Raw genomic sequence first — 25,784 nt, 5'->3', positions numbered from 1 at the left:
TTTCAGGATTTCCGCCAGTTGAGGATGCGAAGAATGATAAAGACCGGTATGACGATCATGGCGCCGACGATCAGGTAGTCGCCGACCCGGCCGAGTGCCGCAAAGCCCGAGTTCCAGAGATCGCGGATGCCACGCTGGATGAACCGGACGAGGTCCCAGGGCGAGAAGCCCATCATGCTCATCACGAAGCCGACCACCACCGAAATGACGACAAGTTTGATGATCGTGCGTCCCGGTGTGTCCCCGAGCAACCGGTTCAGCCCTTCGGCCATTTAATCTCTCCATTCGAATCGCGAATTCGCTTGACCCACCGACAAGGCGGAAATTAGACCGTAGGAGGGATAATGAAAAGATTCAAAAACATGCGAAACCTTTCTTCCGGCGATATCACCGCCGACCGCCGTGCCGACTATGCCAAGATGCTGTCCGAGAACGGCGACCACAGCGCCGCCACCGACCTGATGCGGCAGGCTCTCGAGCTCGTGCCGAACTGGGCCGCGGGCTGGTTCCAACTCGGCGAGCTCGCAGAAAAGGCCGGCGACATGCAGCGCGCCGTGGATGCCTTTCGCAAGGTGACGGAAATCGATCGCAACGACATGTTCGGCGCGGGGCTCAAGATCGCCAAGCTCGAGGGCAAGACGCCGGCGCTGCCGCCGAGCGCCTATGTCGCGGAAATGTTCAACGATTATGCCAGCCGCTTCGACGAGTCTCTCGTTGAAAAGCTGCAATATACGGTGCCGGCCAAACTGAAAGCATTGGTGGATGCCCATCTGGGCGCCGGGCACAAGTTCTTCAATGCCGTCGATATCGGCTGCGGCACCGGCCTTTTCGGCGCCGAGATCGCCGGCAACTGTTATCGGCTCGAAGGCTATGACATATCCGATTCCATGCTGGCCAAGGCCGCGGCGAAGAAGATTTACAATCATCTCGGCCGCGCCGACCTGTCGCTTCCGCCGGACCAATCCGGCCTGTTCGGCTCGCCCCGCCGCGCCGATCTGGTTTCGGCTGCCGATGTCATGATGTATCTCGGCGACCTGAAGGCTGCCTTCGCCAATGTCGCGCAACTGATCAAGCCCGATGGCGTCTTCGCCTTCTCCGTCGAAAAAGCGGCGGATGAGAGCGGCTTCGAGCTTCGCTCCTCGCTTCGCTACGCCCATTCCGAGACGCATGTTGCAACCATGCTCGCCGCCAATGGGCTGGAGACGATCGCAACCGAGGAGGCCGTGATTCGCATGGACGCGGGCGAGCCGATCACGGGGCTGTTGTTTTTAGCGCGGCGTTCGGGATAGTCGAACCATTCGCCGACTAATCTAGTCGGATTCCAGAGAATGCAACGTTGTTTCGACGGGTGGGTTTCTTTGCCCGCAAGAGACGACACTCGCCGCCTTGGTAGAAGTTAAAACCCGTACATCTCTTTTGGGATATGCACTTGTCTTGGCACCAAGCCAGTGTGGAATTCTTGAAGGCCAGGTAGGGTGGTGAGACAATTTCGTGACCGGAACTGGTCCTGAAGCCAATCGCACCGACTTCGCTCCCCACTCGGCTCACCGTCACGCGGCCGATATCATAACCGGACAGTGCGCCCGTATATTGCAGGGATTCAAATGCGTGCGATTTCAGGAAACACTTTCCGAACGCTGCATTGAAGGTGTAGGCAACGCATCGTCCTACTAGATTACAGGCCGCTTTGCATTCATCCGGGCTTGCGGATGAAAGAGGCATGCCCGGGAGATCGTAACCTGGAAGGTCACTATCTTGCAAAGTGGCCCAATCTCGCGTCACTTCAGGGACTTGCGACGATGTGTCAGTACTGCTTTTGGGTAAGCCTTCTGAACTGGATTGAGATTCTTTGGGAAAAGCTGAGGCGTCGCTGGTCTTGGAATTGTCACCATAAGGCGTGGGCTGGGATGCGGTGTCTGCTAACACCATGACATCCAGTCCGATCTGCTTTGCCTCATTGGCGTCGAGCCAGTCAAAGGTGTCTGGCTTTGTATTAGTGACGAAAAAAATTGTTTGCTCGTTCAGCCCCAGTTTTTGCAGATAGGCTCCCACAAGCGCGTTGCCCGATCCGCTTACATTCGGTTGACCGCTATCGACTGTGAAAACGGCATGGAAGCCAATCTTGGAACTGTTAAACAAGCCACGAGGTCTTCCGGCGAGCCAGATAAGAGCACAAGTAGACGCACAAACCTCGTTTGGCATCACTGCCGTCGAAAAGCCCTTAATATTTATTGTCTTTCCTATCTCCATTCCAGGGTCAACTAACCCGCCCGGACTATTGAGGAAAACCGTCGTCTGTTTAAGTTGAATTGCGAGATTGTTGAACTTCTGATCATCTCCGATGGCAATTTCGCCCTTGACGATCAGAAAAGAGTTGCCGTCCGGAGTGCGCTCAATGCGAATGTCTGCTGCCCAGACCCTGAAGGGTAGGATCGCCAACATCAAGAAAAGCACAATCCGCGTGATCGGCATCCTATCCCCCTGCCTATAGTTAAGCTTCTGAGGCACAGGCGAGTCAATTGTTAAATGCACGGGCGCCACGAGTGGTTAAAGACGGCTAAGGTCTATGTTGCAGTGCACCCCCAACCGCGATAAGGACCGGGATACCTCAACGGAGCGGGCATGGCGAAGATCGGCTTTTGGAACACAGAACCTGCGCGGCACTCGCTGTTCGAGGATGCGCAAGGGTTGTTCACCGGCACCGTACTGGCCTCGCTCGGCGTGATGCTGCTCGCCAAGGCCGGGGTGCTCACCGGCGGCGTCGCGGGCGTGGCGTTCCTTTTGCACTATGCCTTCGGCTGGAGTTTTGGCTTAGGTTTTTTCGTGCTCAATCTGCCGTTCTACTGGTTTGCCTATAAGCGCGTCGGCAAGGCTTTCACGATCAAGACCTTCGTGGCGATCGGGCTGTTGGCCATTTTCGCCGAGTATCAGCCGAAGCTGCTGGAGCTTGGGCATATCAATCCGGTCTGGGCCGCAGTGCTCGGCGGCCTGCTGATCGGCATGGGCATGCTCGCCTTGTTCCGCCATCGCGCGAGCCTGGGTGGCGTAGGCATCGTGGCGCTCTACCTGCAGGAACGCTTCGGCTGGCGGGCGGGACTGATCCAGCTTGGCATCGATCTGGTGATCCTCGCCGCGTCGTTCCTCGTCGCCAGCCCTTTTATCGTCCTCTGCTCGGTGATCGGTGCGCTGGCGATGAATTTCTTTATCGCCGTCAATCACCGCACGGATCGATACATAGCACTGTGAACTGATCGCGGATGGCCGAAATACCGCCATAAATCCCGTTAGGATTTCGGGGTGGGATGCTATATTGCTGTCTTGCATGGAATGCTCTGGACGTTGGCATCAATCGCTTGAGGGGAGGCGGTGTCATGGCAGTCGCAGACAGCAGCACGGGGGAAAGCGTTCCCTATATTCTCGTCCATTCCGATCGTGAAATCAGGCGCCTGAAGCATCAGGCGGATATCATCAATCCGATCACGCGGCGCATCCTGTTGTTTGCAGGCATCGGTCCCGGCATGCGGGTGCTCGATGTTGGCTGCGGCGCGGGTGATGTATCGCTCCTGATCGCCGAATTGGTCGGTGAGACCGGCGAGGTGGTCGGTGTCGATCGTGCGCCTGCGGCACTTGCCGCGGCCGAGCGGCGGGTGGCGAACTATCCGGCCAAGAATATCAGCTTCCGCGAAGGCGATCCGGGTTCGCTGACCTTCGAGAAATCCTTCGATGCCGCCGTCGGCCGCTATGTGCTGATGTTCCAGGCCGATCCCGCGGCGCTGCTGCGGGATGCCGCGCGCCATGTGCGGCCGGGCGGGGTCGTCGCCTTCCACGAGCCGGACTGGAGTGGCGCCCGCTCGCATCCGCCATCACGCAATTACGACCAGAGCTGCGAATGGATCGTCGAGACGTTCAAGCGGACCGGCATCGAGACGCGCATGGGTGGCAAGCTCGATGCCGTGTTCCGGGCGGCCGGGCTCGCGGCGCCCGCCATGCACCTCGAAGCTGTTATCGGAGGTGAGACGGGTGGCCGCGACTGGGCGCATCAGACCAATGAACTGATGGTCACGATGCTGCCGGAGATCATTGGCAGAGGTGTTGTGGCGGCCGGATCGATCGACCCGGCTGCTGTCGAGGCCGGCATGATGCGCGACATTGCGGCCGGTGCGGTGATCATGAGCCGTTCGGAGATCGGCGCATGGTCCCGGATAGCGGACGGCTGATCGTCAGGCCGCCTTGGCAGCCTGGTCGATCGGGTGCTGCGAGCGGAAGCCGACGGCGAGGCGGTTCCAGATATTGATCGCGCCGATCGCAACCGTCAGCTTGGTCATGTCCTCCTCACTGAAATGCGCCTTGAGCGCTTCATAGGCGTCGTCCGGCGCGCCGGTCTGGGCGAGGTTGGTCACCGCATCGACCCAGCCGAGCAGGGCGCGTTCTCTGGTGTCGTAAACCGGTGATTCCTTCCACACGGCCATCAGGTTGATCCACTGTTCCGGCAGGCCGCCGTTGCGGGCTTCCTTACTATGCATGTCGACGCAATAGGCGCAGCCGTTGATGATCGAGGCGCGGAGCTTGATGAGGTGGATATGGCGCTTCTCGATGCCGGAGGTCTGGACATAGTCCTCGAGTGCGGCAACGGCCTTGTAGGCATCCGGGGCGGCTTTGTAGAAGTTGAAACGGGGTTGCATTTAGGTTTTCCTTTCAGGTTCTCGGGGGGAGTTTTAAGCGGATTTGCGTTCGTTGATTTCGAGGAAGGCGCAGCCTCGGGCGGCGATCGCGCCATCGGTGTCGGTCTCGTTCAGGTCGCCGATCACGTCAGCGATCGTCACGCGGGCGAGTTCGGCGCGATAGGCACGTTCGGCCTTGAGCATGGCAGAGGCTATGCCACAGGGCTTGGTGGGTTTACCCGGTACTGGGTTCGGTCCGCGCTGACGGATTTCGTTGCAGCGGAAGGCCGGGGCATTGCCTTCGACGGCGAGCACGATATCGAGAAGCGAGATATCACCGGTCGGCCTGGCGAGACGGTAGCCGCCTTTCGGCCCCGGCACCGTCTGGACAATGCTGGCGCCCGACAGTGCCTGCAGGTGCTTGAGCAGGTAGCTCGGCGATACGCCATGAAACTCCGCCAATGCCGCCGCCGACAGCACACCGCCCTCGGTGAGGTGCGCCAGCATCGTCACGCTGTGGATGGCCTGCTCTACGCCGTCGCTCATCTTCATCGGCTTGTTCCTTAATCGTGGATATTTTTTATCCGTGATTGTTGCAAAGGTCAAGTGGCATTTTGCGAACGCTGCGTTTCGGTCTTGCCAGCGGGAACAAAAGGATTATTTTCCTCTTGTCAGAGGCAGAGGATCATGGATGGATAGCCGAGCAAACGAGGAGACCGGGGCGATGCTGCCCGAGCCCTTTGCCGGCTGGTTTGCCTCCAAGGGCTGGCGGCCGCGCGCGCACCAGTTGGCGCTGGTCGATGAGACGGCCAAGGGAGAATCGGCGCTGCTGATCGCCCCGACCGGCGCGGGCAAGACGCTCGCCGGTTTCCTGCCATCCATGATCGCGCTGACGCGGCGTGGGCGGAAGCCACCCGGCTCGGCGTTTCGCGGCATCCACACGCTCTACATCTCGCCGCTCAAGGCGCTGGCCGTGGATATCGAGCGCAATCTCGAACGTCCCGTTTCCGAGATAGGCCTCAATATCTCCATCGAGACCCGCACCGGCGATACGCCGCAGGGCAAGCGCACCCGCCAGCGACTCAATCCGCCCGACATCCTGCTCACCACGCCGGAGCAGGTGGCGCTGCTCATCGCCTCCAAAGAGGCCGAACGCTTCTTCAAGGACATGGAATATGTGATCTTCGACGAGCTCCATTCGCTGGTCACCTCCAAGCGCGGGCATCTGCTGTCGCTCGGGCTGGCACGACTGAGGAAGCTTGCGCCGAAACTGAAGACGATCGGGCTGTCGGCGACCGTCGCGGAGCCGGACGACCTTCGCAAATGGCTGGTCGCGCAGGCGCCGGAGGAGACGCGGCTATCCGGCCTCGTTACCGTGTCAGGTGGCGCGAGACCTGTTATCACCATCCTCGATACCGAGGAACGCATTCCGTGGTCGGGCCACTCGGCGCGCTATGCGATGGGCGAGGTCTACAAGGCGATCGGCGAGCACAGGACCACGATTCTGTTCGTCAACACCCGCTCGCAGGCGGAGATGCTGTTCCAGGAGCTCTGGCGAATCAACGATGATTCGCTGCCGATCGCGCTACACCACGGTTCGCTTGATGTCGGCCAGCGCCGGCGTGTCGAGGCTGCGATGTCGGAGAACAAGCTGCGCGCCGTGGTCGCGACCTCGACGCTCGATCTCGGGCTCGATTGGGGCGATGTCGATCTCGTCATTCATATCGGCGCGCCGAAGGGTGCTTCGCGGCTCGCCCAGCGCATCGGCCGTTCCAACCACCGCATGGATGAGCCGTCGAAGGCGATTCTCGTCCCGGCCAACCGCTTCGAGGTGATGGAATGCCAGGCCGCGCTCGATGCCAATTATGTTGGCGCGCAGGATACGCCGCCGGTCGGGCGCGGCGCACTCGACGTGCTCTGCCAGCACATCATGGGCATGGCCTGCGCCGATCCCTTCGATGCGCTTCATCTCTATGACGAGATCATTTCGGCCTCGCCCTATGCGGACCTGAGCTGGGAGACCTACGAGCGGGCGCTGGATTTCGTCGCCACCGGCGGCTATGCGCTCCGGACCTACGAACGCTACGCCAAAATCCGCAAGAACGCCGACGGGCTGTGGCGTGTCTCCAACCCGGTCTATGCCACGCAATACCGGCTCAATATCGGCACGATCATCGAATCTCCGGTGCTGAACGTGCGGCTCGTCCGCAAGGGCAGGGGTGCGACCGGGCGCGGAGGGCCGGTGCTAGGACAGGTCGAGGAATACTTTCTGGAGACGATGAAGCAGGGCGATACGTTCATGTTCGGCGGCCGCGTTCTGCGCTTCGAGGGCATCCACGAAAACGAATGCCTGGCCTCCGAAGCCCGCGCCGAGGACCCCAGGATTCCCGCCTATGCGGGCGGCAAGTTCCCGCTCTCGACCTTCCTGGCCGAAGGCGTGCGCGCCATGCTCGACGATGCCGCCCGCCGCGAGCGCCTGCCCGACCAGGTGCGCGACTGGCTGGCGATCCAGGCGGAAAAATCGGTCCTGCCGAAGCGCGACGAATTGCTGATCGAGACCTTTCCGCGCGGACAGCGCTTCTACTTCGTCGCCTATCCGTTCGAGGGACGGCTCGCGCACCAGACGCTCGGCATGCTGCTCACCCGGCGGCTGGACCGCGCCGGCGCCAAGCCGCTCGGCTTCGTCGCTACGGATTATTCGATCGCCATCTGGTGCCTGGAGGATATCGGCGCGATGATTGGGGCGAAGAAGCTCTCGCTGGCCAAACTCTTCGACGAGGATATGCTTGGCGACGATCTCGATGCCTGGCTCAACGAGACCTATCTCCTCAAGCGCACGTTCCGCGCCTGCGCGGTCATCGCGGGCTTGATCGAGCGGCGGCATCCCGGCAAGGAAAAATCCGGTCGTCAGATTACTGTTTCGGCCGACCTGATCTACGATGTCCTGCGTGCCCATGAACCCGACCATATCCTGCTCGAAGCCACGCGCAGTGACGCGGCAAAGGGGCTTTTGGATATTCAGCGACTTGGCGATATGCTGGCGCGAATCAAGGGGCATATCAGGCTCCAGCGGCTCGACCAGATTTCGCCGCTGGCGATCCCGGTCATGCTCGAAATCGGCAAGGAATCGGTCAGCGGCGCCGCCGACGAGGAACTCCTCAAGGAGGCCGCCGAGGATTTGATTGCGGATGCAATGGGATGAATTGGTGAGCATCGTTGGCTTGAAGACACCCCCCTCTGCCCTGCCGGGCATCTCCCCCTCAAGGGGGGAGATCGGATGTGGCGGCGCCTCGCCCTCCAAACAATCTCCCCCCTTGAGGGGGAGATGTCACGAAGTGACAGAGGGGGGTGCCCTCTGATGCACGGCCTCGCTCGTCTTCGCGCCACTTCGGACCAACTGCCCACTGCTTTCATCGAAACCGAACTCAACGGCCAGACCGTTGTCCTCGACCCCGGCGGCGCCATCTATCTCCCCGATTGCGGCCTGCTCTGCGTCTCCGACCTTCACCTCGAAAAAGGTGCCGCCTATGCACGGCGCGGCCAGCTTCTGCCACCGTGGGATACGTTCGCAACGCTGAAAATCCTTGGCACCGTCATCGCCCGCCACAATCCGCGCGTCGTCGTTTCGCTGGGTGATAATTTCCACGATCGTCGCGGTTCCGCTGAGATGCCGGAACTTGGCCGCATGCTGATCCGCGAGATGGCGATGGGTCGTGAATGGATCTGGATCTCGGGCAATCATGATCCCGATGGCGTCGAGAACCTGCCGGGCATTTCAGCCGAAACGCTTGACCATGGCGGCCTGCATTTCCGGCACGATCCGCTGAAGGAGCCGCATGCCGGCGAAATCTCGGGTCATCTTCATCCGGCAGCGATGCTGGTGCGGCGCGAGCGCGGCGTGCGTCGCCCCTGTTTTGCCACTGACGGCAAGCGGCTGATCATGCCGTCCTTCGGCGTGATGACCGGCGGGCTCGATCTCCGCCACAAGGCCTTTGCCGGCCTGTTCGAGAAGACGCGCCTCGTTGCCCATATGCTGGGCCAGGGCCGCGTCCACTCCATTTCCTATAGCCGCCTGAACGGCTGAGCTTTCCTTTCGCCACGGCGTCTTTCGCTCGTCAGTCCAGCCGCGCGGCGCTGTGGTGGTCACTTCACGTTTTCCGGCCGATAGCGCACGAGCACGCCGCCGCCGGCAAGCCCCTTGGCTTCGATCAGTTCGACCTTCACCTTGCCTTTGAAGAACGGGTTGCCCTTGCCGATGGCAACAGGCGCGTAGCAGATCATCAACTCGTCGATCAGGCCGGCCTGCATAAGCGAATGTGTGAGCTCGGCACTCCCGAAGATATAGGAATTCTTCTTATCCTCCCGGCGCATGCGGGCGATCTCGCCCTCGATGTCATCGGTCATGACAGTGTTGTTCCATTCCGAAGTCTTCTGGGTGCGGGATGCCACCAGCTTCGGCAGGGCGTTCATGTAGGTTGTCGTCGTGGAAGGCTCGGACTTGGTCCAGTAGTCGCGCATGCCCTCATAGGTCACGCGGCCGAAGACCAGGGCGGCGGCCTTCTCGCCGAATTCGTCGCTCAACTTCTCGAGCTCCGGACCCCAGGCGAAATTGTGCAGTTCCAGATCCCACTTCTCCTCGCCTTCGAAGAAGCCGTCGAGCGACAGGATGTTCCATGCGATGAGCTTAGCCATTTCAATTCCTCCAATGGGGTCGCTAACCAGTTGCGTTTTGCAATCGGTTGATTTGTAGCAAAACTGGTTTTATATTGCAAGTGGTTTAGGAGAAAAAGATGAAAGACGCACATCGGTCGGGTTGTCCGATCAACCTGACGCTGGAAATCCTCGGTGATCGCTGGAGCCTCATCGTGCTGCGCGACATGATGTTCGGCAATCGCCGGCATTTTCGCGAACTGCTGTCGAAATCCCAGGAGGGCATTGCCTCCAACATCCTCGCCGACCGGCTCAAGCGGCTGGTGGAGGAGGGGCTGCTGAGCAAGGTCGACGATCCCAGCCACAAGCAGAAATCGATCTACAGCCTCACTGAGATGGGCATCCAGCTGGTGCCGGTCTTCGCGGCAATGGGCACGTGGGGCCGCAAGTTCCTGGCCGTTTCAGAAGAACTATCAATTCGCGCCGAGCTTCTGGAAAACGGCGGCCCAAAGATGTGGGAGGGCTTCATGGAAGAGCTTCGCCATCTGCATCTCGGCGCACCAGCGCCCGAGAGATCGGTGTTCGGGGAATTGCGCGCGGCGTACGAAGAAGTCGTGGCGAGAAAGCAGAACGAGGTTGCGGCGTAAAGCGCGTGCTATCTCAATCCCGCCGGAACATCAGGCTCGCCGTCCATCCGGTAAGCACCGCGAGCAGCACGGAAAACATCCCGTAGAGCAGCGGCTGGTCGAAGGCGGCGGCGGTTATGGCCTCCTCGACGCCCGTCTTGACGACGCTCATCTGTAGCGTCTTCTCGTCGAAGAAGCGGCCTTCCCTGAACAGGTAGGCGCGGATGGTGTGCGCACCATTCGGGATATCCGCAGGGATATGGATCGTCGCGGCGAAGAGCGACGAGGAGACGAATTTCACGCCGCCGGGATTGGTCTGGTAGAGGCGCGAATCCTCCTTCAGCTTCAGGAACGCGTCGCGATAGAGCGCCACATCCTCGGCCCGGCCCGAGAAGGACGACGGCACGATGCGCGCGCGCGGCAGTCCGACGGAATGGGTCACGAGTTCACTGCTGCGCGCGATCTTGTCTATGTCGCGCGTCGAGGCCATCGAATAGGATTCCGGCATCGCCTCGAACACCACCGAATGGCGATTGATCCAGATGCCGGCGACGCGTTCCTTGCGGCGCATGGTGATGCGGTCGCGCGGGCCCTCCAGCGCCACCACGATATCGTAGCCGCCCTTGGCGAGCAGCGCCGGATCGACATTCTCGATCGCTCCGAATAGCGTGACGTCGGTGCCCGCGAAATCCGGCACGATGGCGATCTCGGTCGAGGATATGCCGATATTGAGCGCCTCGCGCAGCGGCGTCTGGTCTTCCGGAGCCGCCACCTGTGCTACGGCATTCACCGCCGTCAGCAGCAGCAGCGCTATTGTCACCGGGCCTCTCATCGCACGGCTCCCGAGCGCACGATCGAATAGATATCCGCCGGCGGTGTGAAGAGATCGAGCGCCAACCGGGCGCCGACCGCGAGGATCAGGATGGCGAGAAGCGCGCGCAGTTGCTCGGCCTTCAGCTTCTGGCCGGCGCGCACGCCATATTGCGCGGCGACCACGCCGGCAAGCATCAGGATGAAGGCCAGCACGATATCGACGGAATTGTTCACCACCGCCTGGATGATCGTCGCATAGGTGGATACGAAGATGATCTGGAACAGCGAGGTGCCGACGACGACGCTGGTCGGGATCCGCAGCAGGTAGATCATCGCCGGCACCATGATGAAGCCGCCGCCGACACCCATGATCGAGGTCAGCACGCCGACGCCGAAGCCGAGCGCCACCACCGGGATGACCGAGAGATAGATCTTCGACTTCTTGAACCGCATCTTGAACGGCAGCCGATGCACCCAGTTGTGCTGGCCGCTGCGATTGAGGGTGACCGTCTCATTGCGGCGGGCGCGGCGGATGGCGTTGACGCTCTCCCACATCATCATCGTGCCGACGGACGAGAGCAGCACGACATAGAGGAGCGAGATCATGAGATCGAGCTGGCCCAACTTCTTCAGCGCCTGGAATATCCAGATGCCCAGCGTGGCGCCGGCCAAGCCCCCCGCGAGCAGCACGCCGCCGAGCTTGAAATCCAGCGTTCCGCGCCGGAAATGGGTGATCGCGCCCGAGATCGAGGAGGCGACGACCTGGTTGGCGCCGGTCGCCACCGCGATCGCGGGCGGCACATTGTAGAAGATCAGGAGTGGCGTGATCAGGAACCCGCCGCCGACACCGAACATGCCGGAGAGAAAGCCGACGGCCGCGCCCATGCCCAGTATGATGAAGATGTTCACCGAAAGCTCGGCGATGGGCAGGTAGATCGTCACTGGCCTTGAGCCTTTTTCGCAATACAAGCAGGACAGGCGGGAGTTTTTCCGGGCCTGTTTGCGATCGTTACATATTGATTTTAATAAACTCTTGCGCCGGGCAATTGTGGCTGTCAACCAGCCCGCCGACCTGATTTCAAGTTTAATTAATTTAGATTTTCACTGTATTGTAGACAGGTTAAGTCGTGTATGGCGGTCTTCTTAATTCTCTCTTCGCATATAATTGACAGATTGCGCCAATGGCGTAATATTCGTCCATGAACATCATACGCACCCAGCGCTACATCAAGGATCTCAAGCGCATGGGCGTATCCGAGCTTGAATGGTCTGCGCTGGAAGAAGCAATTGCGATCAATCCAGAAGCTGGCGATCTGATTCCCGGGCTGGAGGGCCTTCGGAAAATTCGTTTCGCCATGCGCAACAGAGGCAAGCGTGGTGGTGGTCGTGCGATCTATTATCTGATGATGTCAGATGAAATGGTGCTGATGATTACCGCCTACGCAAAAAGTGAACGCGAAGACCTTTCTCCTGATCAGAAGAAGGCAATTGTCGCGCTCTTAAGGGAATTCAAAAATGGCTGACGACGATATTGCCAATGGCATTCTCGAGGGATTGAAGGAAGCGATCGAGTGGAAGCGCGGCACACTCGCGCTCGAAACGGTCAATTTCGACCCGATGCCGGCCTCGAAGATCAAGGAAATCCGAAAGCGCTATGCGAAATCCACCAAGGCATTCGAAAAGCGCTTTGGAATTCCAGCGTCCACGATGAATAATTGGGAACAAGGAAGGCGCAAGCCCGACCCGGCAGCGCGCCTGCTTCTCAGGATCATCGAACAATCGCCGGAAGCAGCCGAGAAGGCCGCACAAGCGGCCTGACGCCGCTCGCTTAGCTCTTCACCTTGTTGCGCTTGAGGAGTTCCTTGACCAGGGCATCGTCGATGCGGCCACTAGGTTCCTGGCCGACCGATTTCTGGAAAGCCTTGATTGCCGTGACGGTCTTCTTGCCCATCTCGCCATCCGGCTTGCCGGCGTCGAAGCCGTTGTTGTTGAGGATTGCCTGGATGTTGCGGATCGCACGTTTCATGTCGACGGTCGCGGTTGTCTTGCCCTTGGCAAGCCATTCGTCCGGCACCATCGGCGTGTTGGCGGCGTCGTTCATTGCCTTCGGCTTCCAGAGATCGAGCTTGGCCTTGGCGCTCTTCAACTGTTCGGGCGAAAGGGCGTTTGCCACCTCGTCACGCTTCTGGGCGGCGTCCTGGTCGCCTTCGCGAGCGGCGATCGCAAACCACTTGTAGGATTCCGTGAGATCCTGCGGTACGCCGTTGCCGCGTGCGTAGAGGATCGCGAGGTTGAACTGGCTGTCGCGCACATTAAGATCGGCCGCCTCGGTGAACCAATGCGCGGCTTGCGCGAAATCCGGCGTGCCGCCGACGCCCGTCGCGTAGAGCACGGCGAGATTGTGCATGGCGCTGGCATTGCCCTTGTCGGCCGCAGCCGTGTAGAGCGTCTGCGCCTTGGCGATATCGCGGGTGACGCCGGTGCCCTTCTCATAGAAATTCGCCAGCCGGTATTCGGCCGGTGCATTACCCTTGTCGGCGGCGAGCGCATACCATTTGGATGCTTCGGCCAGGTTGACTTTGACGCCACCACGGCCATCGGTATAGCGGGCGCCGATTTCGAAATAGGCGAGCGGATCGCCCTTCTTGACAGCTTCGGCGAGTGAAGCCGGAGTCAGACCGGCGGGGACCCCGACCTCGGTCTTAGCCGATGCCTGCTTGTCCGCCGGAACCTCGGCGGCCTGGTCGGCTGCCTTTTGCTCTTCGGCGACGGGTGTGGTGTCCGTGGTTTCGGCGGGAACGGCCGCATCCCTAGGCGCCTCGGCTGTGACGGCCTCAGGCGTCGCATCGGCCGGCTTCTCCAGCACGGATGCACTGTCGGTGCTCTCGACTGGCGCCATCATCTTGTCGGATGCGGTCTCCTCTACGGGAGTCGTATCCACCGGCGCAGCAGCATCGTCCACCGGCTTTTCGGCTTCGACCGGCGCCGCAGCATCGTTTACCACCGGTGTATCCGTCGTGGCGGCATTCGTCGTCTCGGCGGGAATGTCGATCGCACGTTCCTGGGCGACTTCCGGCGCCACGACCGCGGCATCGCGATTGCCGATCAGGTTGGACACCAGCGGATAGGACATCACCACCAGCAGCACGGCGGCGGCCGCGAGCAGGATCGGGCGGCGGTTGCTGCCCATGCCGCCGAACATCGATTTCGACGGCTGCTTTTCCTTCTTGAAGGCGGTCGGCTGGGCGAATTTCTGGGCGCCGGCTTCCGCAGCGGCGGCCTGGGCGGCACGGCGGGCAGCGGCGATCACATCGCTCGAACTGCCAGGCATAGCGGCGTCGCGCTTGCCGTTCTGCTGGCCATTGCGAACCTTCTCGAGGATTTTCTTCACATCGGGCACGCCGGAGCCGGGCTCCAGGAGCATGTTGGGTTCCGCAGTGACGACAGCCTCGCCCGGATCGAGCGCGGGCGCCGGCTCGATCGAGACGCGGGCCGCGTCCTTGGTCTTGTCCTTCTTGCCGGGCTTCAATTTCGCGGCAAGGCCGGCGATCAGGCTCTTCGACGCCCTGGGCTCGGCCTTCGCCGTCATCGGCGTCGGGTTGGCCGCCACGAGATCGTCCGAGGCGGCTTCCTCGGCCGGCATCATCTCTTCTTCGTCGAACACCGCGACCTTGGAATTCTCAGGTGCGCGGCGCAGCTGCGGCTCATCGGCCAGCAGGTCGACATTGGCAAATTCCGGCTGCGGTGCCTTTGGCATGGCGACCGTTTCCATCAGCCGTTCGCGGCTTTCGCGGACGGGTTCCTGAACCGGGGCTGCGCGCTCGACGTAACGCTCGGTGGGCGCAGGCGTGCCGAGATCGTTCAGCCGGCCGGCGATCTGTACAAGGGTCTCGTGCAATGCTTCGAAGGTTGCCTGGGTCCGTTCCTCGCTGGAGCGGCTATGCGATTCCAGTGTGCGGAGATCTTCGGCCAGGCCGCTGAGCGCCTGCATTTCGGAGGCGCTGACGCCCTGCTGCGCGGCAAAGCCGTTGCGGGAATAGGCCTCGACGACCGTTTCCGCCGCCTGGCGCGCCGCTTCGACGATGAACTCGTCGCTGGAAGCGATATAGTCCTCGATGGCGTTCATCCGGGTGCCGAAGTCTTCCGGCAGGCCGGATGCAACCGGCATCGCCGTCCCCGGCTGGTTGAGCAGGCCCGAAAGGTTGGCGATCTGCTTTTCGAGGCTCTTGAGCGCACCCTCGTCGGTGGCCGGCGCTGCCGCACTTTCGTCGAGGCGGGCGGCGATATCGGCCAGCCGGCTTTCAAGCCGTGTCATTGCCGCCGATTCGGTCGATGCCACAGCTGCTACAGTTGCCGGCAATTCGATCTCGTCGATCTTGCGCGACAGCATTTCAAGACGATCGATCAGCGCATCGGCATTGCCGCCGCCAAGACCATCGATCTTGCGGGAAATATCCTCGAGATGGCCGGTGAAGGCAGCGGGTGCCGCGCCCTCGCGGAAATTCCGCTCGATCAGGCTGGAAAGCTGGCCGAGCCTGTCTTCGAGTTTGCGGGTGGCTTCCTCGGTCGCCATCTCCTCGATGCGGGCGGTGAGCGCCTCGATGCGCGCGGCGACCTCGTCGGCGGGGTTTGCGGTCTGCATCGCGCCGATATGATCGACAAGGTCCTCGATCCGGTTTTCGAGCCGCTGCAGCGCAGCACCGTCGAGCACCGAGCCGGATGGCCGGGCAGAGGCCGCAATGGCGCGGGTGATTTCATCGAGCCGCTGGTCGAGACCGGAGAACTGTTCGGCAATGGCAGTATGTTGCTGGGCGATCGCATTCTGGCCCTGCATCTTGCGGCCGAGCATCTCCACCGCATTGGCGACGGCGAGCAGCTTGTCCTCGAGCGCCTTGACCGCGGGGGCCGCGCTCATCTCGCCGAGGCCCGACTTGATGCCGTCGATCCGCCAGGCGAGCTGAACCAGCTCCTCCTTCAGCGCATCGGGGCTGAAGCCGGAAATCGCCTTTTCTGTATTTGCGAAGCGCGCTTCGAGACCGCGCACGCTGTCTTCTCGGGCGACGCCGCCTAGCATGGCGCGAAGCTCGTCGAGATCGGCGCGCAGAGGGCGCGTATCCATGTTGCGGCTGGCGCCTTCGAGCTTGTCGAGCGACTGCGCGAGCACCATCAGGTCGTCGTGCAGGTCTTCCACGCCGCCCTGTGGTGCGGTCGCGGCGGCTGCCGTCAGGCTGCGCATTTCGTTCTTCAGCTCGCTCAGGCTGCCCTGCAGGCCGTCGCCAAGTTCGCGATGCAGTTCTTCGCGCAGAGCCGCAAGCGTCGCGGCGATCTCACCGATGGCCGGGTCGGGGGCCGCGACGCGGGGCGCGGGGCGATCCCATGCGGGCTCGTTCATGCGTTGGGGCTGTTCGTAAACGGGCGCTTCGTATCTCTGGGGTTCGGGTCTGCCGCGTTCCATGACGGCGGATACGCGTTCGCGGGTGCTGCCCAGCGAGCGCTGGCGCTCCAGGATCTCGTCGACAGGGCTTCGCCCGGACGGCTTCATCTGGTTTTTCTCGCCCATGAGGCCCTGTATCCGCGCCTCCAGCCCTTCGATCGTGCGATTGAGCTGGTCCAGCGAGGACTTGCCGCCATTGGGGGTGTTTGATCGCGATCCGTTCATATCAGCAGCCCGCTCGACTCCCTGCCGGAAACTACCGGCGTTGCTGTCACCGGCGCCGATCAAGCCAGCTCTCCGGGCAGTCCTTCGTCCTCGAACAGTAGCCAGCAGGACTTTCGCCGGGCTGACTGGGACTGGACAGACTAATGCGGAGAGCGGGCCAAATCGAATACTCGCGCCGCTTTTCATTAACGAGGTTTTACAAATCGTGGTAAACAACCCGTTAACCCGAATGAAAATTCTTTAACCTTTCGGGTTTTGGGCATGGTTTTTGGTCATTTGCCCCGTAGTTTGCGTTCCCAAACCCTCAATGAATCCATCCTTGCCCAAGCGAGGCGCCCTATCGTCATTCCGGGAAGCCAGATCAGGGAGGCAGGCCGGGAGCGTCCGCAAACTGTTCGAAAATGATTTTTGACGTTTACGCAAACGTCAAAGTTTTGTAGTAGAGATGGCATCGCAAGAGCAAAGCCGGATTGGGTGAGGAGACCTGAAATGCCCGTTTACAAGGCGCCCGTCGAAGACACGCTGTTCGTTCTCAATGACGTTCTGGGACTCGAGAAATATCACAACCTCCCGGGTTTCGCGGACGCCACGCCCGACATGATCGAAGCGATCTCCGGCGAGGCCGCGAAGATTTCCGAAGAAGTTTTCTTCCCGCTCAATCTCTCCGGCGACCAGGAAGGCTGCACGCGCCACGCCGACGGTTCGGTGACGCCGCCCAAGGGCTTCAAGCAGGCCTATGATGCTTACTGCGAAGGCGGCTGGTCCGGTCTTTCGGTGCCGGAGGAGTTCGGCGGCCAGAACCTGCCCTACACGCTTCACAGCGCCGTCGGCGAATATATGTCGTCCGCCAACATGGCGCTGATGATGTATCCGGGTCTGACCAACGGCGCGGTCGCCGCCATTCTCGTCCATGGCTCGGAAGAGCAGAAGAAGACCTACGTGCCCAATATGGTATCTGGCAAATGGTCGGGCACCATGAACCTCACCGAGCCGCATTGCGGCACCGATCTCGGCCTGCTCCGCACCAAGGCCGTGCCGCAGCCGGATGGCAGCTACAAGATATCAGGCCAGAAGATTTTCATCTCCGCCGGCGAACACGACATGACGGAGAATATCGTCCATCTCGTGCTGGCGCGCATCGAAGGCGCCCCCGAGGGCACCAAGGGCATTTCGCTGTTCATCGTGCCGAAGTTCATCGTCAATGCCGATGGTTCGGTCGGCGCCAGGAACGGCGTCTCCTGCGGTGCGATCGAGCACAAGATGGGCATCCACGGCAACGCCACCTGCGTCATCAACCATGATGAGGCGACCGGCTACCTGATCGGGGCCGAGAACCGGGGCCTCGCCGCGATGTTCGTGATGATGAACGAGGCCCGCCTCGGCGTCGGCCTCCAGGGCCTGGCGATCTCGGAGGCCGCCTACCAGAGCGCCGTCCACTATGCCCGCGAACGCATCCAGGGCCGCTCGCTGACAGGCCCCAAGGCGCCGGACAAGAAGGCGGACCCGATCATCGTGCATGCCGATGTCCGCCGCACGCTGATGCAGATCCGTTCGATCAACGAAGCCGGCCGCGCCTTCCTGCTCTATACCGCGCTGCAATCCGATATCGCGCATCGCTCTCCCGATGAAGCCGAGCGCCAGAAGGCCGATGACATCCTCTCGATCATGACGCCTGTTCTCAAGGGCGTGATGACCGATCGCGGCTTCGAGAATGCCGTGCAGGCCCAGCAGATGTTCGGCGGCCACGGCTATATCGAGGAAAACGGCATGAGCCAGTATGTCCGCGATGCGCGCATCACCATGCTCTATGAGGGCGCCAACGGCGTGCAGGCGATGGACCTCGTCGGCCGCAAGCTCGCCGCCAATGGCGGCCGCGCCATGATGGCCGTGTTCAAGGAGATCGGCGATTTCTGCGAGGAGAACCGCGCCGACGAACGCTTGGCACCCTTCACTAAGTCGCTCAAGAAGGGCCTCAACGACCTTCAGGCATCCACCATGTGGTTCATGAGCAATGCCATGGCCAAGCCCGACAATGCCGGCGCCGGCGCCACCGATTACATGCACCTCTTCGGCCTCGTCATCCTCGGCTTCATGTGGGGCAAGAGCGCCAAGGCAGCGTATGAACGGCTGGACGCGGGCGACGCGCGGACGGAGTTCCTCAACAACAAGCTCGTCACGGCGCGGTTCTTCATGGAGCGGCTGATGCCGGAGACGGCCTTGCGCAAGGCAAGGATTGAAGCGGGTGCTGATAGCGTCATGGCGCTGGACGGGGCGGCGTTTTGAATGATGCTCAGTGGTTGGTTTTGGGCGGTGCGGTCGCCACGAGTCACTCTCCCCCCTTGTGGGGGAGATGTCCGGCAGGACAGAGGGGGGTATCACAAGCACGCCCTAACGGAGGCAGCACTTGCCTCACGCTAAGATCCCCGACCGCGCCCGCTCGAACGCCCGTCGCATGCGCCACGAGATGACCGACGCAGAGCGCGCCCTCTGGAACGAACTCCGTGCACACCGTCTCATGGGCCTTAGTTTCCGTCGTCAGATGCCAATTGCCGGCTACATCGTTGACTTCGCGTGCGCGGATCACAAACTAATTGTCGAGGTCGATGGCTCGCAGCATGGCAATGATCGTGACCAGCTATATGATAAGATTCGCACAGCGCGGTTAGAAGCTGACGGCTGGACAGTGCTTCGGTTCTGGAATGACGAGCCCTTGAAAAGTATCGACGCCGTTTGTGACGCTATCATCAGGACAATCGGAGTGGAAAAATTCGAATGACAGGTGGTGCCATGCATTACCCCCCTTCTGTCCTGCCGGACATCTCCCCCACAAGGGGGGAGAGTGACTCGTGGCGACTGTATCGCCCCAATGACAAACAAACAAAATCTCGCGGACCGCCCAGGGAGAACCACGCCATGACCGAAGCCTATATCTACGACCACGTCCGCACCCCCCGTGGGCGCGGCAAGAAGGATGGTTCGCTCCACGAAGTGCCGCCGGTGCGGCTTGCCGCGCATACGCTGGAATGGCTGCGTGACCGCAACGGCATCGACACCAACACCGTCGATGACATCATCTTCGGCTGCGTTGATCCCGTGATGGAAGCGGGTTCGGTGATCCCGCGCGCCGCCGCCTTCGAGGCCGGTTACTCCAATCGCGCGCCCGGCATGCAGATCTCGCGTTTCTGCGCCTCGGGTCTCGATGCCGTCAACCTCGCCGCCGCCAAGGTGGCACAGGGTGCTGACGATCTGATCATCGCCGGTGGTGTCGAGAGCATGAGCCGCGTCGGCATGGGCATGTCGGGCGGCGCCTGGCCGGTCGATCCCTCCGTGGCGGTGCCCGCCTATTTCATGCCGCAGGGCGTGTCGGCCGACCTGATCGCCACCAAATACGGCTTCTCCCGCGACGATGTCGACGCCTATGCCGTCGAGAGCCAGAAGCGCGCGGGACACGCCTGGCAGAATGGCTATTTCAAGAATTCCGTCGTCCCGGTCACCGATATCAACGGCATGGTCATCCTCGACCGCGACGAGCACATGCGGCCGACGACCGACATGCAGGCGCTGGCCGCACTGCAGGCCTCCTTCACCATGATGGGCGAGATGGGCGGCTTCGATGCCGTGGCCATCCAGGCCCATCCAGATGTCGAGAAGATCAACTATGTCCACCATGCCGGCAATTCATCCGGCATCGTCGATGGCGCCGCCGCCGTACTGGTCGGCTCCAAGGCCGGCGGCGAGACGCTCGGCAAGAAGCCACGCGCCCGCATCCGCGCCATCGCCAATATCGGCTCCGAGCCGGCGCTGATGCTGACTGGCCCGGTTGACGTCACCGAGAAGCTTCTGAAGCGTGCTGGAATGACAACCGCCGATATCGACCTTTTCGAGCTCAACGAAGCCTTCGCCGCCGTAGTTCTGCGCTACATGCAGGCTTTCGACATCCCGCATGACCGGATCAACGTCAATGGCGGCGCCATCGCCATGGGTCATCCGCTCGGCGCTACCGGTGCGATGATCCTCGGCACGGTGCTGGACGAACTCGAACGACGCGACCTCAACACCGCGCTGGTCACGCTCTGCATCGGCGCCGGCATGGGCACCGCGACGATCATCGAACGCGTCTGAACAGGCCAGCAGCATGTCAAGGGATACGAACGAAACGAAACAGCACTTCAAGATGCGAAATTTGGATCAGGACATGAGGGACGCACATGCGGAAGCCTTCAAGGTCCATCCAAAAGAACATGTTCGCCGTCTACAGGCGGAGAACAAGGGCATCCTGGCCATGCTCGCCATTATCGTCGTCATCGCAGCTGTTGGCGGCCATCTACTTGGCGCCTTCTGACAATTCGAGATTTATGGGAAGAGGAAATTCCTCAATGAGCAATTACAAGAATTTCACCGTCGAAACCGATACCGATGGCACCGCGCTGGTCACCTGGGACATGCCCGGCAAGTCGATGAATGTCTTCACCCGGGAAGTGATGGACGAGATCGAGGCGATCGTCGATGCCACGGTCGCGGACAGCGCCGTCAAGGGCGTGGTCTTCGCTTCGGGCAAATCGCAGTTCTCCGGCGGCGCCGACATTTCCATGCTCAACGCCATGGCGCGGACCATGGAAGAGGCGCGGGCGTCCGATCCTGCAAACGCAACGAAGAAACTCTTCGATGCCGCCGGCCGCATGGGCTGGCTGTGGCGCAAGATCGAGACCTGTGGCAAGCCCTGGGTCGCTGCCATTAACGGTACCTGCATGGGCGGCGCGACCGAACTCGCCATGGCTTGCCACGCGCGCGTCGCCTCCAGTTCCAAGTCGGTGAAGATCGCGCTGCCCGAAGTCAAGATCGGTATCTTCCCCGGCGCCGGTGGCACCCAGCGCCTGCCGCGCCTGATCAATACGCAGGACGCGCTGCAGATCATGACGACGGGGCAGGACCTGTCGGCGTCGCGCGCCAAGGCACTCGGCCTGCTGACCGAAGTGGTCGAGCCCGAAAGCCTGATCTCGGCGGCGAAGGAACTCATCAAGAAGGGCGTCGATCCCGTCGCACCCTGGGACAAAAAGGGTTTCAAGGCGCCGGGCGGTACGATCTGGTCGCCGCAGGGCGTGCAGCTCTTCTCGGCGGCCAACGCGATCCTGCGCCGCGAGACCAACATGAACTACCCCGGCGCGCATGCCATCCTGAAATGCGTCTATGAAGGCCTGCAGGTGCCGTTCGACACGGGCCTGAAGATCGAACAGCGCTACTTCACCAACATCCTGCAGACCACCGAAGCGCAGATGATGGTGCGCTCGCTGTTCGTGTCGATGCAGGAACTCGGCAAGGGCGCCCGTCGCCCCGCCGGCATCGAGCCGACGAAGTTCAAGAAGATCGGCGTTATCGGCGCTGGCTTCATGGGCGCCGGCATCGCCTATGTCACGGCGCGCGCCGGCATCCCGGTCGTGCTCATCGACCGCGACCAGGACGCCGCCAACAAAGGCAAGGCGCATTCCGAGGATCTGGTGAAGGGAGCGGTCGCCAAGAGCAAGATGAGCAGGGAAGACGGCGAGAAGCTGCTGTCGCTGATCACCGCAACGCCGGATTACTCCGCGCTCTCCGATGCCGATCTCGTCATCGAAGCTGTCTTCGAGGATCGCGGCGTCAAGAAAATCGTCACCGAGGCCGTCGAGGCCGTGCTGCCCGAAGGCTCGATCTTCGCGTCCAACACCTCGACCCTCCCCATCACCGGCCTAGCCGAGAGTTCGAAGCGGCCCGGCCAGTTCATCGGCGTGCATTTCTTCTCGCCGGTCGACAGGATGATGCTGGTCGAGGTCATTCTCGGCGAGAAGACCGAGGACAAGGCGATCGCCGTGGCGCTCGATTATGCCGCCGCCATCAAGAAGACGCCTGTTGTCGTCAACGACACGCGCGGCTTCTATGTCAATCGCTGCGTCTTCCGCTACATCAACGAGGCCTATGACATGCTGGCCGAGGGCGTGCCGGCCATCATGATCGAGAACGCTGCCAAGTTCGCCGGCATGCCGGTCGGCCCGCTGTCGCTCAACGACGAGGTCGCCATCGACCTCTCCTACAAGATCATGAAGGCCGAGATCGCCGATCTCGGCGAGAGTTCCGTCAAGAAGGGACACATGGCGCTGGTCGACAAGATGGTCAACGGCCTCGGCCGCCTCGGCCGCAAGAACACCAAGGGCTTCTACGATTATCCGCCGAAGCCGGCCAAGAAGTCGCTGTGGGCGGGCCTCAGGGATCTCTACCCGCAGAAGGCTGCCGAAGAGGTCGATTTCAACGAACTCAAGCAGCGCCTGCTGGCCACCATCGCGCTCGAAGCGGCCCGCACCGTCGAGGAGGGCATCGTCACCGATCCGCGTGAAGCCGATGTCGGCTCAATCCTCGGTTTCGGCTTCGCGCCCTATACCGGCGGTACGCTGAGCTATATCGACGGGATGGGCGTGAAGACCTTCGTCGCGCTCTGTGAGAAGCTCGCCGCCAAATACGGCGGCCACTTCGCACCGACACCGCTGCTCAAGGACATGGCCGCAAAGGGTGAGACCTTCTACACGCGGTTCGATCCGTACAAGCAGAACAAGGCGGCTTAATCGCCCTCGATGAAAGCTCGCTCTCTCGGCACGCCCAGCCCCGTATCCGGCGGTTCGCCGGCTGCGGGGCGCTCCGCGTCGAGCATATGCACGCTGCGCCAGCGGCCGAAGCGGAAATAGGCGAGCGCTAAGGCCAGCGAGCAGATCGAGCCGACCGGAAAGCTCCACCACAGCGCATCGGTGCCGAGCCAGGATTGAGAGCCATAGGCAAAGCCCGTCCGGATCACCAGCAGCGAGATGGCGAGCACGATCAGCGGCGGCATCACCGCGCCGGTGGCGCGCACGGTCGCAAAGATTACGATCGTCACGCCGAACAGGATAAAGGACCACGAGGCGAGGTTGTTGATGTGGACGGCGGTATCGATCGCGGCGGGGCTTTCGGCGAGGAAAAGCCCGAGCACCGGCCGGTCGAACAGGAACAGGATGGCGACGAGAGCACCGGTCAGCACGAGGTTGAAGCCGATGCCGGAGCGCGTGATCTGGCCGATCCGATCCCAGCGCCTGGCGCCGACATTCTGCGCCGCCATGGAGGAGACCGCCGCACCGATCGCCAGTGCCGGCATCTGGATATAGGTCCAGAGCTGGGCCGCGACGCCGTAAGCCGCCGCCGTGTGGGATCCGTACGAATTGACCAGCCCCATCAGCATCAGCGCGGAGACCGAGATGACGATCATCTGCAGTCCCATCGGAATGCCCTTGAGTACGATGACCTTGAGCAGCCTGGGATCGGGACGGAGCAGAGCGAGATCGGCGCCCCTGAGCGCGAGCGGATGCGAGCGCGCATAAAGCAGGATCAGGATCGCCACGACGCTGACGCTCTGGCCGATGAGAGTCGACATGGCCGAGCCCGCGATGCCGAGTTCCGGAAACGGTCCGGCGCCCGTGATCAGCAGCGGATTGAGTGCTATGTCGAGCACGACTGCCACGGCCATGAAAATGAACGGCGTGCGGGAATCGCCCGCGCCGCGCAGGATGGTCATCACGAAGGACAACAGGCTCATCGCCGGCACTGCCACGAAGATAATGCGAAGATATTCCCGCGCCAGTGGCAGGGCATCCTGTGGCGTGCCGAGCAGACCCAGAATCCGGTCCACGAAAATCCAGCCGCAGATGGCGAAGATCGCGGACAGCAGGAAGAAGAAGGCCGCGCTGGTGCCGACCACGCGCTTGGCCTCCGCAATGTTCCTGGCACCGAAGGATTGAGCGACAAGAATAGTCGCCGCCATGCCGATGCCGAACATCGTGCCGAGCAGCAGGAACAGAACCAGATTGGCGTTGGAGGTCGCCGCCAGCGCCGTCTCGCCGAGAAATCGGCCCACGAAGACCGCATTGACTGAGCCGTTCAGCGATTGCAGCACGTTCGAGCCGAGCACCGGCAGCGCGAAGATCAGCAGCGTCGAGGCGATCGGTCCGGTCGTCAGATCTCGTCCCGGGCGCGCAGGCTTCCTATCATCCACGGTCATTTGAACACCCTTTGGCGAGCGGCTTTGCCGCCTAGACTCAAGGACCCGTTGATTGGAGCCAGAAGCTGACGGTTGCGGCGACACAGTTCGCCGATCTTAAATCCGATTTGCAGCCTCTATGAAATCCCTTCGATTTAATACAAAGTTGTCTCGCGCCAGTTTTTGGGAGGGAGACTCTGATGGAAAACCACGAGCCGTTCTTGCACGAGGCGATTGCGCTCTCGAAATCCGCGATGGAAAACGGCGACGAACCGTTTGGCGCGGTGCTGGTGAAGGACGGCGAAGTCATCCTGCGCGCCGAAAACAGCGTCTTCACCGGCCACGATATGACGAACCACGCCGAGATGAACCTGGTTAAGCTGGCGGCGAAACACTACGACACGGCTTTTCTCGCTGACTGCACGCTTTACACCAGCACGGAGCCGTGCGCGATGTGCTCCGGCGCGATTTACTGGTCAGGCATCGGGCGGATGGTGTTTGCGTGTTCCGAAACGCGGCTTGGCGAGATCGCCGGGATCGGGTTGAACGTACCGAGTCGGGCGGTGTTGCAAACCGGCGCGCGCATCGTCACCGTCGTCGGTCCGACGAACCTTGAAGAGGAAGCCGCCGCAATACATCAGGAATTCTGGCCCAAACATCTGGGCAAGGCATAGAGCCCTCGTCATCGACCTGTCCTGAAGGCCACTTGCTTCTCTGTTTTGCCATCAATCCGCCAGTGTTCGGGAAGGCTTCCTCATGTGGTTTACCGCATTGACAAGTGGTTTTGCGAATCCGATGGTAGCATTCGCAATCGTGCAACTGGAAGGAGATTTTCCATGTCGAGTCGAGCCGCAATCCTCACTTCTCTCGCACTTCTAGGGTCCGTGGCAATCTTCGCGGCGGCGACGCCGGCCTCGGCATTGACGATGAAAGAGTGCAGTTCCAAATACAAGATCGCCCAGAAGGACGGGTCGGCCAAGAATGTGAAGTGGAACGACTTCCGCAAGGCACAGTGCGGCGCCGACGCGACCGCCGAGCCGGATGTCTCGATGGATGCCGACGAGGAGCCTGAAAAGGCAACGGCTGCGGCGCCCAAGGGTGTGATGTTCCCCAAGGCGATTGCCGCGAAATACTCGTCCGAATCCGCTGGCAAGGGTCGTCTCCATACCTGCGTCGACGCCTATCACCAGAACAAGGCCAACAATACGCTGGGTTCGCTGAAATGGATCCAGAAGGGCGGCGGCTATTACAGCCTGTGCAACACGAAATTGAAGACGTCCTCGTAATGGGTGACGAAACCAAAGAGCGCGCCACTGGGGGCGCGCCTTTTTCATTGCCTGTGA

Annotated in this window: 24 protein-coding genes; 15 read left to right on the top strand and 9 right to left on the bottom strand. The window is 61.4% G+C overall.

Features of this window, described 5'->3' with window-relative positions; all coding sequences use genetic code 11:
- Positions 1–2 precede the first annotated feature (2 nt).
- Positions 3–272 (bottom strand): DUF6460 domain-containing protein, encoded by a 270-nt coding sequence (locus IHQ71_RS20695; protein ID WP_258158318.1) that lies wholly within the window; start codon positions 270–272, stop codon positions 3–5.
- Positions 273–344: 72 nt separating this feature from the next.
- On the opposite strand from IHQ71_RS20695, the gene IHQ71_RS20690 reads away from it, so the two are divergent.
- On the top strand, positions 345–1,289 hold the full coding sequence (locus tag IHQ71_RS20690; RefSeq protein WP_258158317.1) for a class I SAM-dependent methyltransferase: 945 nt from the start codon (positions 345–347) through the stop codon (positions 1,287–1,289).
- Between the two features lie 16 nt (positions 1,290–1,305).
- Here IHQ71_RS20690 and IHQ71_RS20685 read toward each other — a convergent pair whose 3' ends face one another.
- A complete protein-coding gene (locus IHQ71_RS20685; protein ID WP_258158316.1) occupies positions 1,306–2,472 on the bottom strand; it encodes a PAN domain-containing protein in 1,167 nt (388 codons plus the stop codon).
- Positions 2,473–2,622: 150 nt separating this feature from the next.
- Here IHQ71_RS20685 and IHQ71_RS20680 point away from each other — a divergent pair, with 150 nt between their 5' ends.
- Together IHQ71_RS20680 and IHQ71_RS20675 are read left to right on the top strand one after the other, a co-directional pair.
- Positions 2,623–3,246: a YitT family protein gene (locus IHQ71_RS20680; protein WP_258158315.1), complete on the top strand. Its 624-nt coding sequence runs from the start codon at positions 2,623–2,625 to the stop codon at positions 3,244–3,246.
- A 125-nt stretch (positions 3,247–3,371) separates the two neighbouring features.
- Complete coding sequence (locus tag IHQ71_RS20675) at positions 3,372–4,217, top strand: methyltransferase domain-containing protein (protein WP_258158314.1); 846 nt, start codon at positions 3,372–3,374, stop codon at positions 4,215–4,217.
- 3 nt (positions 4,218–4,220) lie between these two features.
- Here the strand turns inward: IHQ71_RS20675 and IHQ71_RS20670 are convergent, their stop codons facing one another.
- Both IHQ71_RS20670 and IHQ71_RS20665 read right to left on the bottom strand, forming a co-directional pair.
- Entirely contained in the window at positions 4,221–4,682 is a 462-nt protein-coding gene (locus IHQ71_RS20670; protein ID WP_258158313.1) for a carboxymuconolactone decarboxylase family protein, read from the bottom strand.
- A 33-nt stretch (positions 4,683–4,715) separates the two neighbouring features.
- Positions 4,716–5,213 carry an Rrf2 family transcriptional regulator gene (locus tag IHQ71_RS20665; RefSeq protein ID WP_258158312.1) on the bottom strand — a complete coding sequence of 166 codons (498 nt, stop codon included), beginning with the start codon at positions 5,211–5,213 and terminating at the stop codon, positions 4,716–4,718.
- 139 nt (positions 5,214–5,352) lie between these two features.
- Here IHQ71_RS20665 and IHQ71_RS20660 point away from each other — a divergent pair, with 139 nt between their 5' ends.
- Entirely contained in the window at positions 5,353–7,863 is a 2,511-nt protein-coding gene (locus IHQ71_RS20660) for a ligase-associated DNA damage response DEXH box helicase (protein WP_258158311.1), read from the top strand.
- Positions 7,864–8,019: 156 nt separating this feature from the next.
- A complete protein-coding gene (gene pdeM, locus IHQ71_RS20655) occupies positions 8,020–8,745 on the top strand; it encodes a ligase-associated DNA damage response endonuclease PdeM (protein WP_258158310.1) in 726 nt (241 codons plus the stop codon).
- A 59-nt stretch (positions 8,746–8,804) separates the two neighbouring features.
- Here the strand turns inward: pdeM and IHQ71_RS20650 are convergent, their stop codons facing one another.
- The gene (locus tag IHQ71_RS20650) at positions 8,805–9,353 is read right to left on the bottom strand and encodes a dihydrofolate reductase family protein (protein WP_258158309.1); all 549 of its coding nucleotides are present in this window, start codon (positions 9,351–9,353) and stop codon (positions 8,805–8,807) included.
- A 98-nt stretch (positions 9,354–9,451) separates the two neighbouring features.
- On the opposite strand from IHQ71_RS20650, the gene IHQ71_RS20645 reads away from it, so the two are divergent.
- Positions 9,452–9,958: a helix-turn-helix domain-containing protein gene (locus tag IHQ71_RS20645; protein WP_258158308.1), complete on the top strand. Its 507-nt coding sequence runs from the start codon at positions 9,452–9,454 to the stop codon at positions 9,956–9,958.
- A 13-nt stretch (positions 9,959–9,971) separates the two neighbouring features.
- Here IHQ71_RS20645 and IHQ71_RS20640 read toward each other — a convergent pair whose 3' ends face one another.
- Positions 9,972–10,769, bottom strand: a complete 798-nt coding sequence (locus IHQ71_RS20640; protein WP_258158307.1) for a TIGR02186 family protein — start codon at positions 10,767–10,769, stop codon at positions 9,972–9,974.
- Positions 10,766–11,692 carry a sulfite exporter TauE/SafE family protein gene (locus IHQ71_RS20635; protein WP_258158306.1) on the bottom strand — a complete coding sequence of 309 codons (927 nt, stop codon included), beginning with the start codon at positions 11,690–11,692 and terminating at the stop codon, positions 10,766–10,768. The genes IHQ71_RS20640 and IHQ71_RS20635 overlap by 4 nt, the downstream gene beginning before the upstream one ends.
- A 257-nt stretch (positions 11,693–11,949) precedes the next feature.
- On the opposite strand from IHQ71_RS20635, the gene IHQ71_RS20630 reads away from it, so the two are divergent.
- Positions 11,950–12,273 carry a type II toxin-antitoxin system RelE/ParE family toxin gene (locus tag IHQ71_RS20630; protein WP_258158305.1) on the top strand — a complete coding sequence of 108 codons (324 nt, stop codon included), beginning with the start codon at positions 11,950–11,952 and terminating at the stop codon, positions 12,271–12,273.
- Positions 12,266–12,568 carry a DNA-binding transcriptional regulator gene (locus tag IHQ71_RS20625; protein ID WP_258158304.1) on the top strand — a complete coding sequence of 101 codons (303 nt, stop codon included), beginning with the start codon at positions 12,266–12,268 and terminating at the stop codon, positions 12,566–12,568. The genes IHQ71_RS20630 and IHQ71_RS20625 overlap by 8 nt, the downstream gene beginning before the upstream one ends.
- A 10-nt stretch (positions 12,569–12,578) precedes the next feature.
- On the opposite strand, the gene IHQ71_RS20620 is transcribed toward IHQ71_RS20625, so the two are convergent.
- On the bottom strand, positions 12,579–16,472 hold the full coding sequence (locus tag IHQ71_RS20620) for a peptidoglycan-binding protein (protein WP_258158303.1): 3,894 nt from the start codon (positions 16,470–16,472) through the stop codon (positions 12,579–12,581).
- Between the two features lie 426 nt (positions 16,473–16,898).
- On the opposite strand from IHQ71_RS20620, the gene IHQ71_RS20615 reads away from it, so the two are divergent.
- The 5 genes from IHQ71_RS20615 to IHQ71_RS20595 all read left to right on the top strand — a co-directional run bounded on the left by IHQ71_RS20615 (position 16,899) and on the right by IHQ71_RS20595 (position 22,999).
- A complete protein-coding gene (locus IHQ71_RS20615) occupies positions 16,899–18,692 on the top strand; it encodes an acyl-CoA dehydrogenase C-terminal domain-containing protein (RefSeq protein ID WP_258158302.1) in 1,794 nt (597 codons plus the stop codon).
- A 121-nt stretch (positions 18,693–18,813) separates the two neighbouring features.
- Positions 18,814–19,185 carry an endonuclease domain-containing protein gene (locus IHQ71_RS20610; RefSeq protein ID WP_258158301.1) on the top strand — a complete coding sequence of 124 codons (372 nt, stop codon included), beginning with the start codon at positions 18,814–18,816 and terminating at the stop codon, positions 19,183–19,185.
- 137 nt (positions 19,186–19,322) lie between these two features.
- Positions 19,323–20,531: an acetyl-CoA C-acetyltransferase gene (locus tag IHQ71_RS20605; RefSeq protein WP_258158300.1), complete on the top strand. Its 1,209-nt coding sequence runs from the start codon at positions 19,323–19,325 to the stop codon at positions 20,529–20,531.
- Between the two features lie 73 nt (positions 20,532–20,604).
- Positions 20,605–20,751, top strand: coding sequence for a hypothetical protein (locus IHQ71_RS20600; protein ID WP_258158299.1), 147 nt, complete (start codon positions 20,605–20,607; stop codon positions 20,749–20,751).
- A 34-nt stretch (positions 20,752–20,785) separates the two neighbouring features.
- Positions 20,786–22,999, top strand: coding sequence for an FAD-dependent oxidoreductase (locus tag IHQ71_RS20595; RefSeq protein WP_258158298.1), 2,214 nt, complete (start codon positions 20,786–20,788; stop codon positions 22,997–22,999).
- Here the strand turns inward: IHQ71_RS20595 and IHQ71_RS20590 are convergent.
- Complete coding sequence (locus IHQ71_RS20590) at positions 22,996–24,462, bottom strand: MATE family efflux transporter (protein ID WP_258158297.1); 1,467 nt, start codon at positions 24,460–24,462, stop codon at positions 22,996–22,998. The genes IHQ71_RS20595 and IHQ71_RS20590 overlap by 4 nt on opposite strands.
- 179 nt (positions 24,463–24,641) lie before the next feature.
- Here IHQ71_RS20590 and IHQ71_RS20585 point away from each other — a divergent pair, with 179 nt between their 5' ends.
- Together IHQ71_RS20585 and IHQ71_RS20580 are read left to right on the top strand one after the other, a co-directional pair.
- A complete protein-coding gene (locus tag IHQ71_RS20585; RefSeq protein ID WP_258158296.1) occupies positions 24,642–25,115 on the top strand; it encodes a nucleoside deaminase in 474 nt (157 codons plus the stop codon).
- A gap of 162 nt (positions 25,116–25,277) precedes the next feature.
- Positions 25,278–25,727 carry a hypothetical protein gene (locus IHQ71_RS20580; protein ID WP_258158295.1) on the top strand — a complete coding sequence of 150 codons (450 nt, stop codon included), beginning with the start codon at positions 25,278–25,280 and terminating at the stop codon, positions 25,725–25,727.
- Positions 25,728–25,784 lie beyond the last annotated feature (57 nt).

It is taken from the genome of Rhizobium sp. TH2 (assembly GCF_024707525.1).
GTDB lineage: Bacteria > Pseudomonadota > Alphaproteobacteria > Rhizobiales > Rhizobiaceae > Rhizobium_E.
Note: the sequence above shows the minus strand (reverse complement) of the source record. Positions and strands in the feature narration are given on the sequence as shown.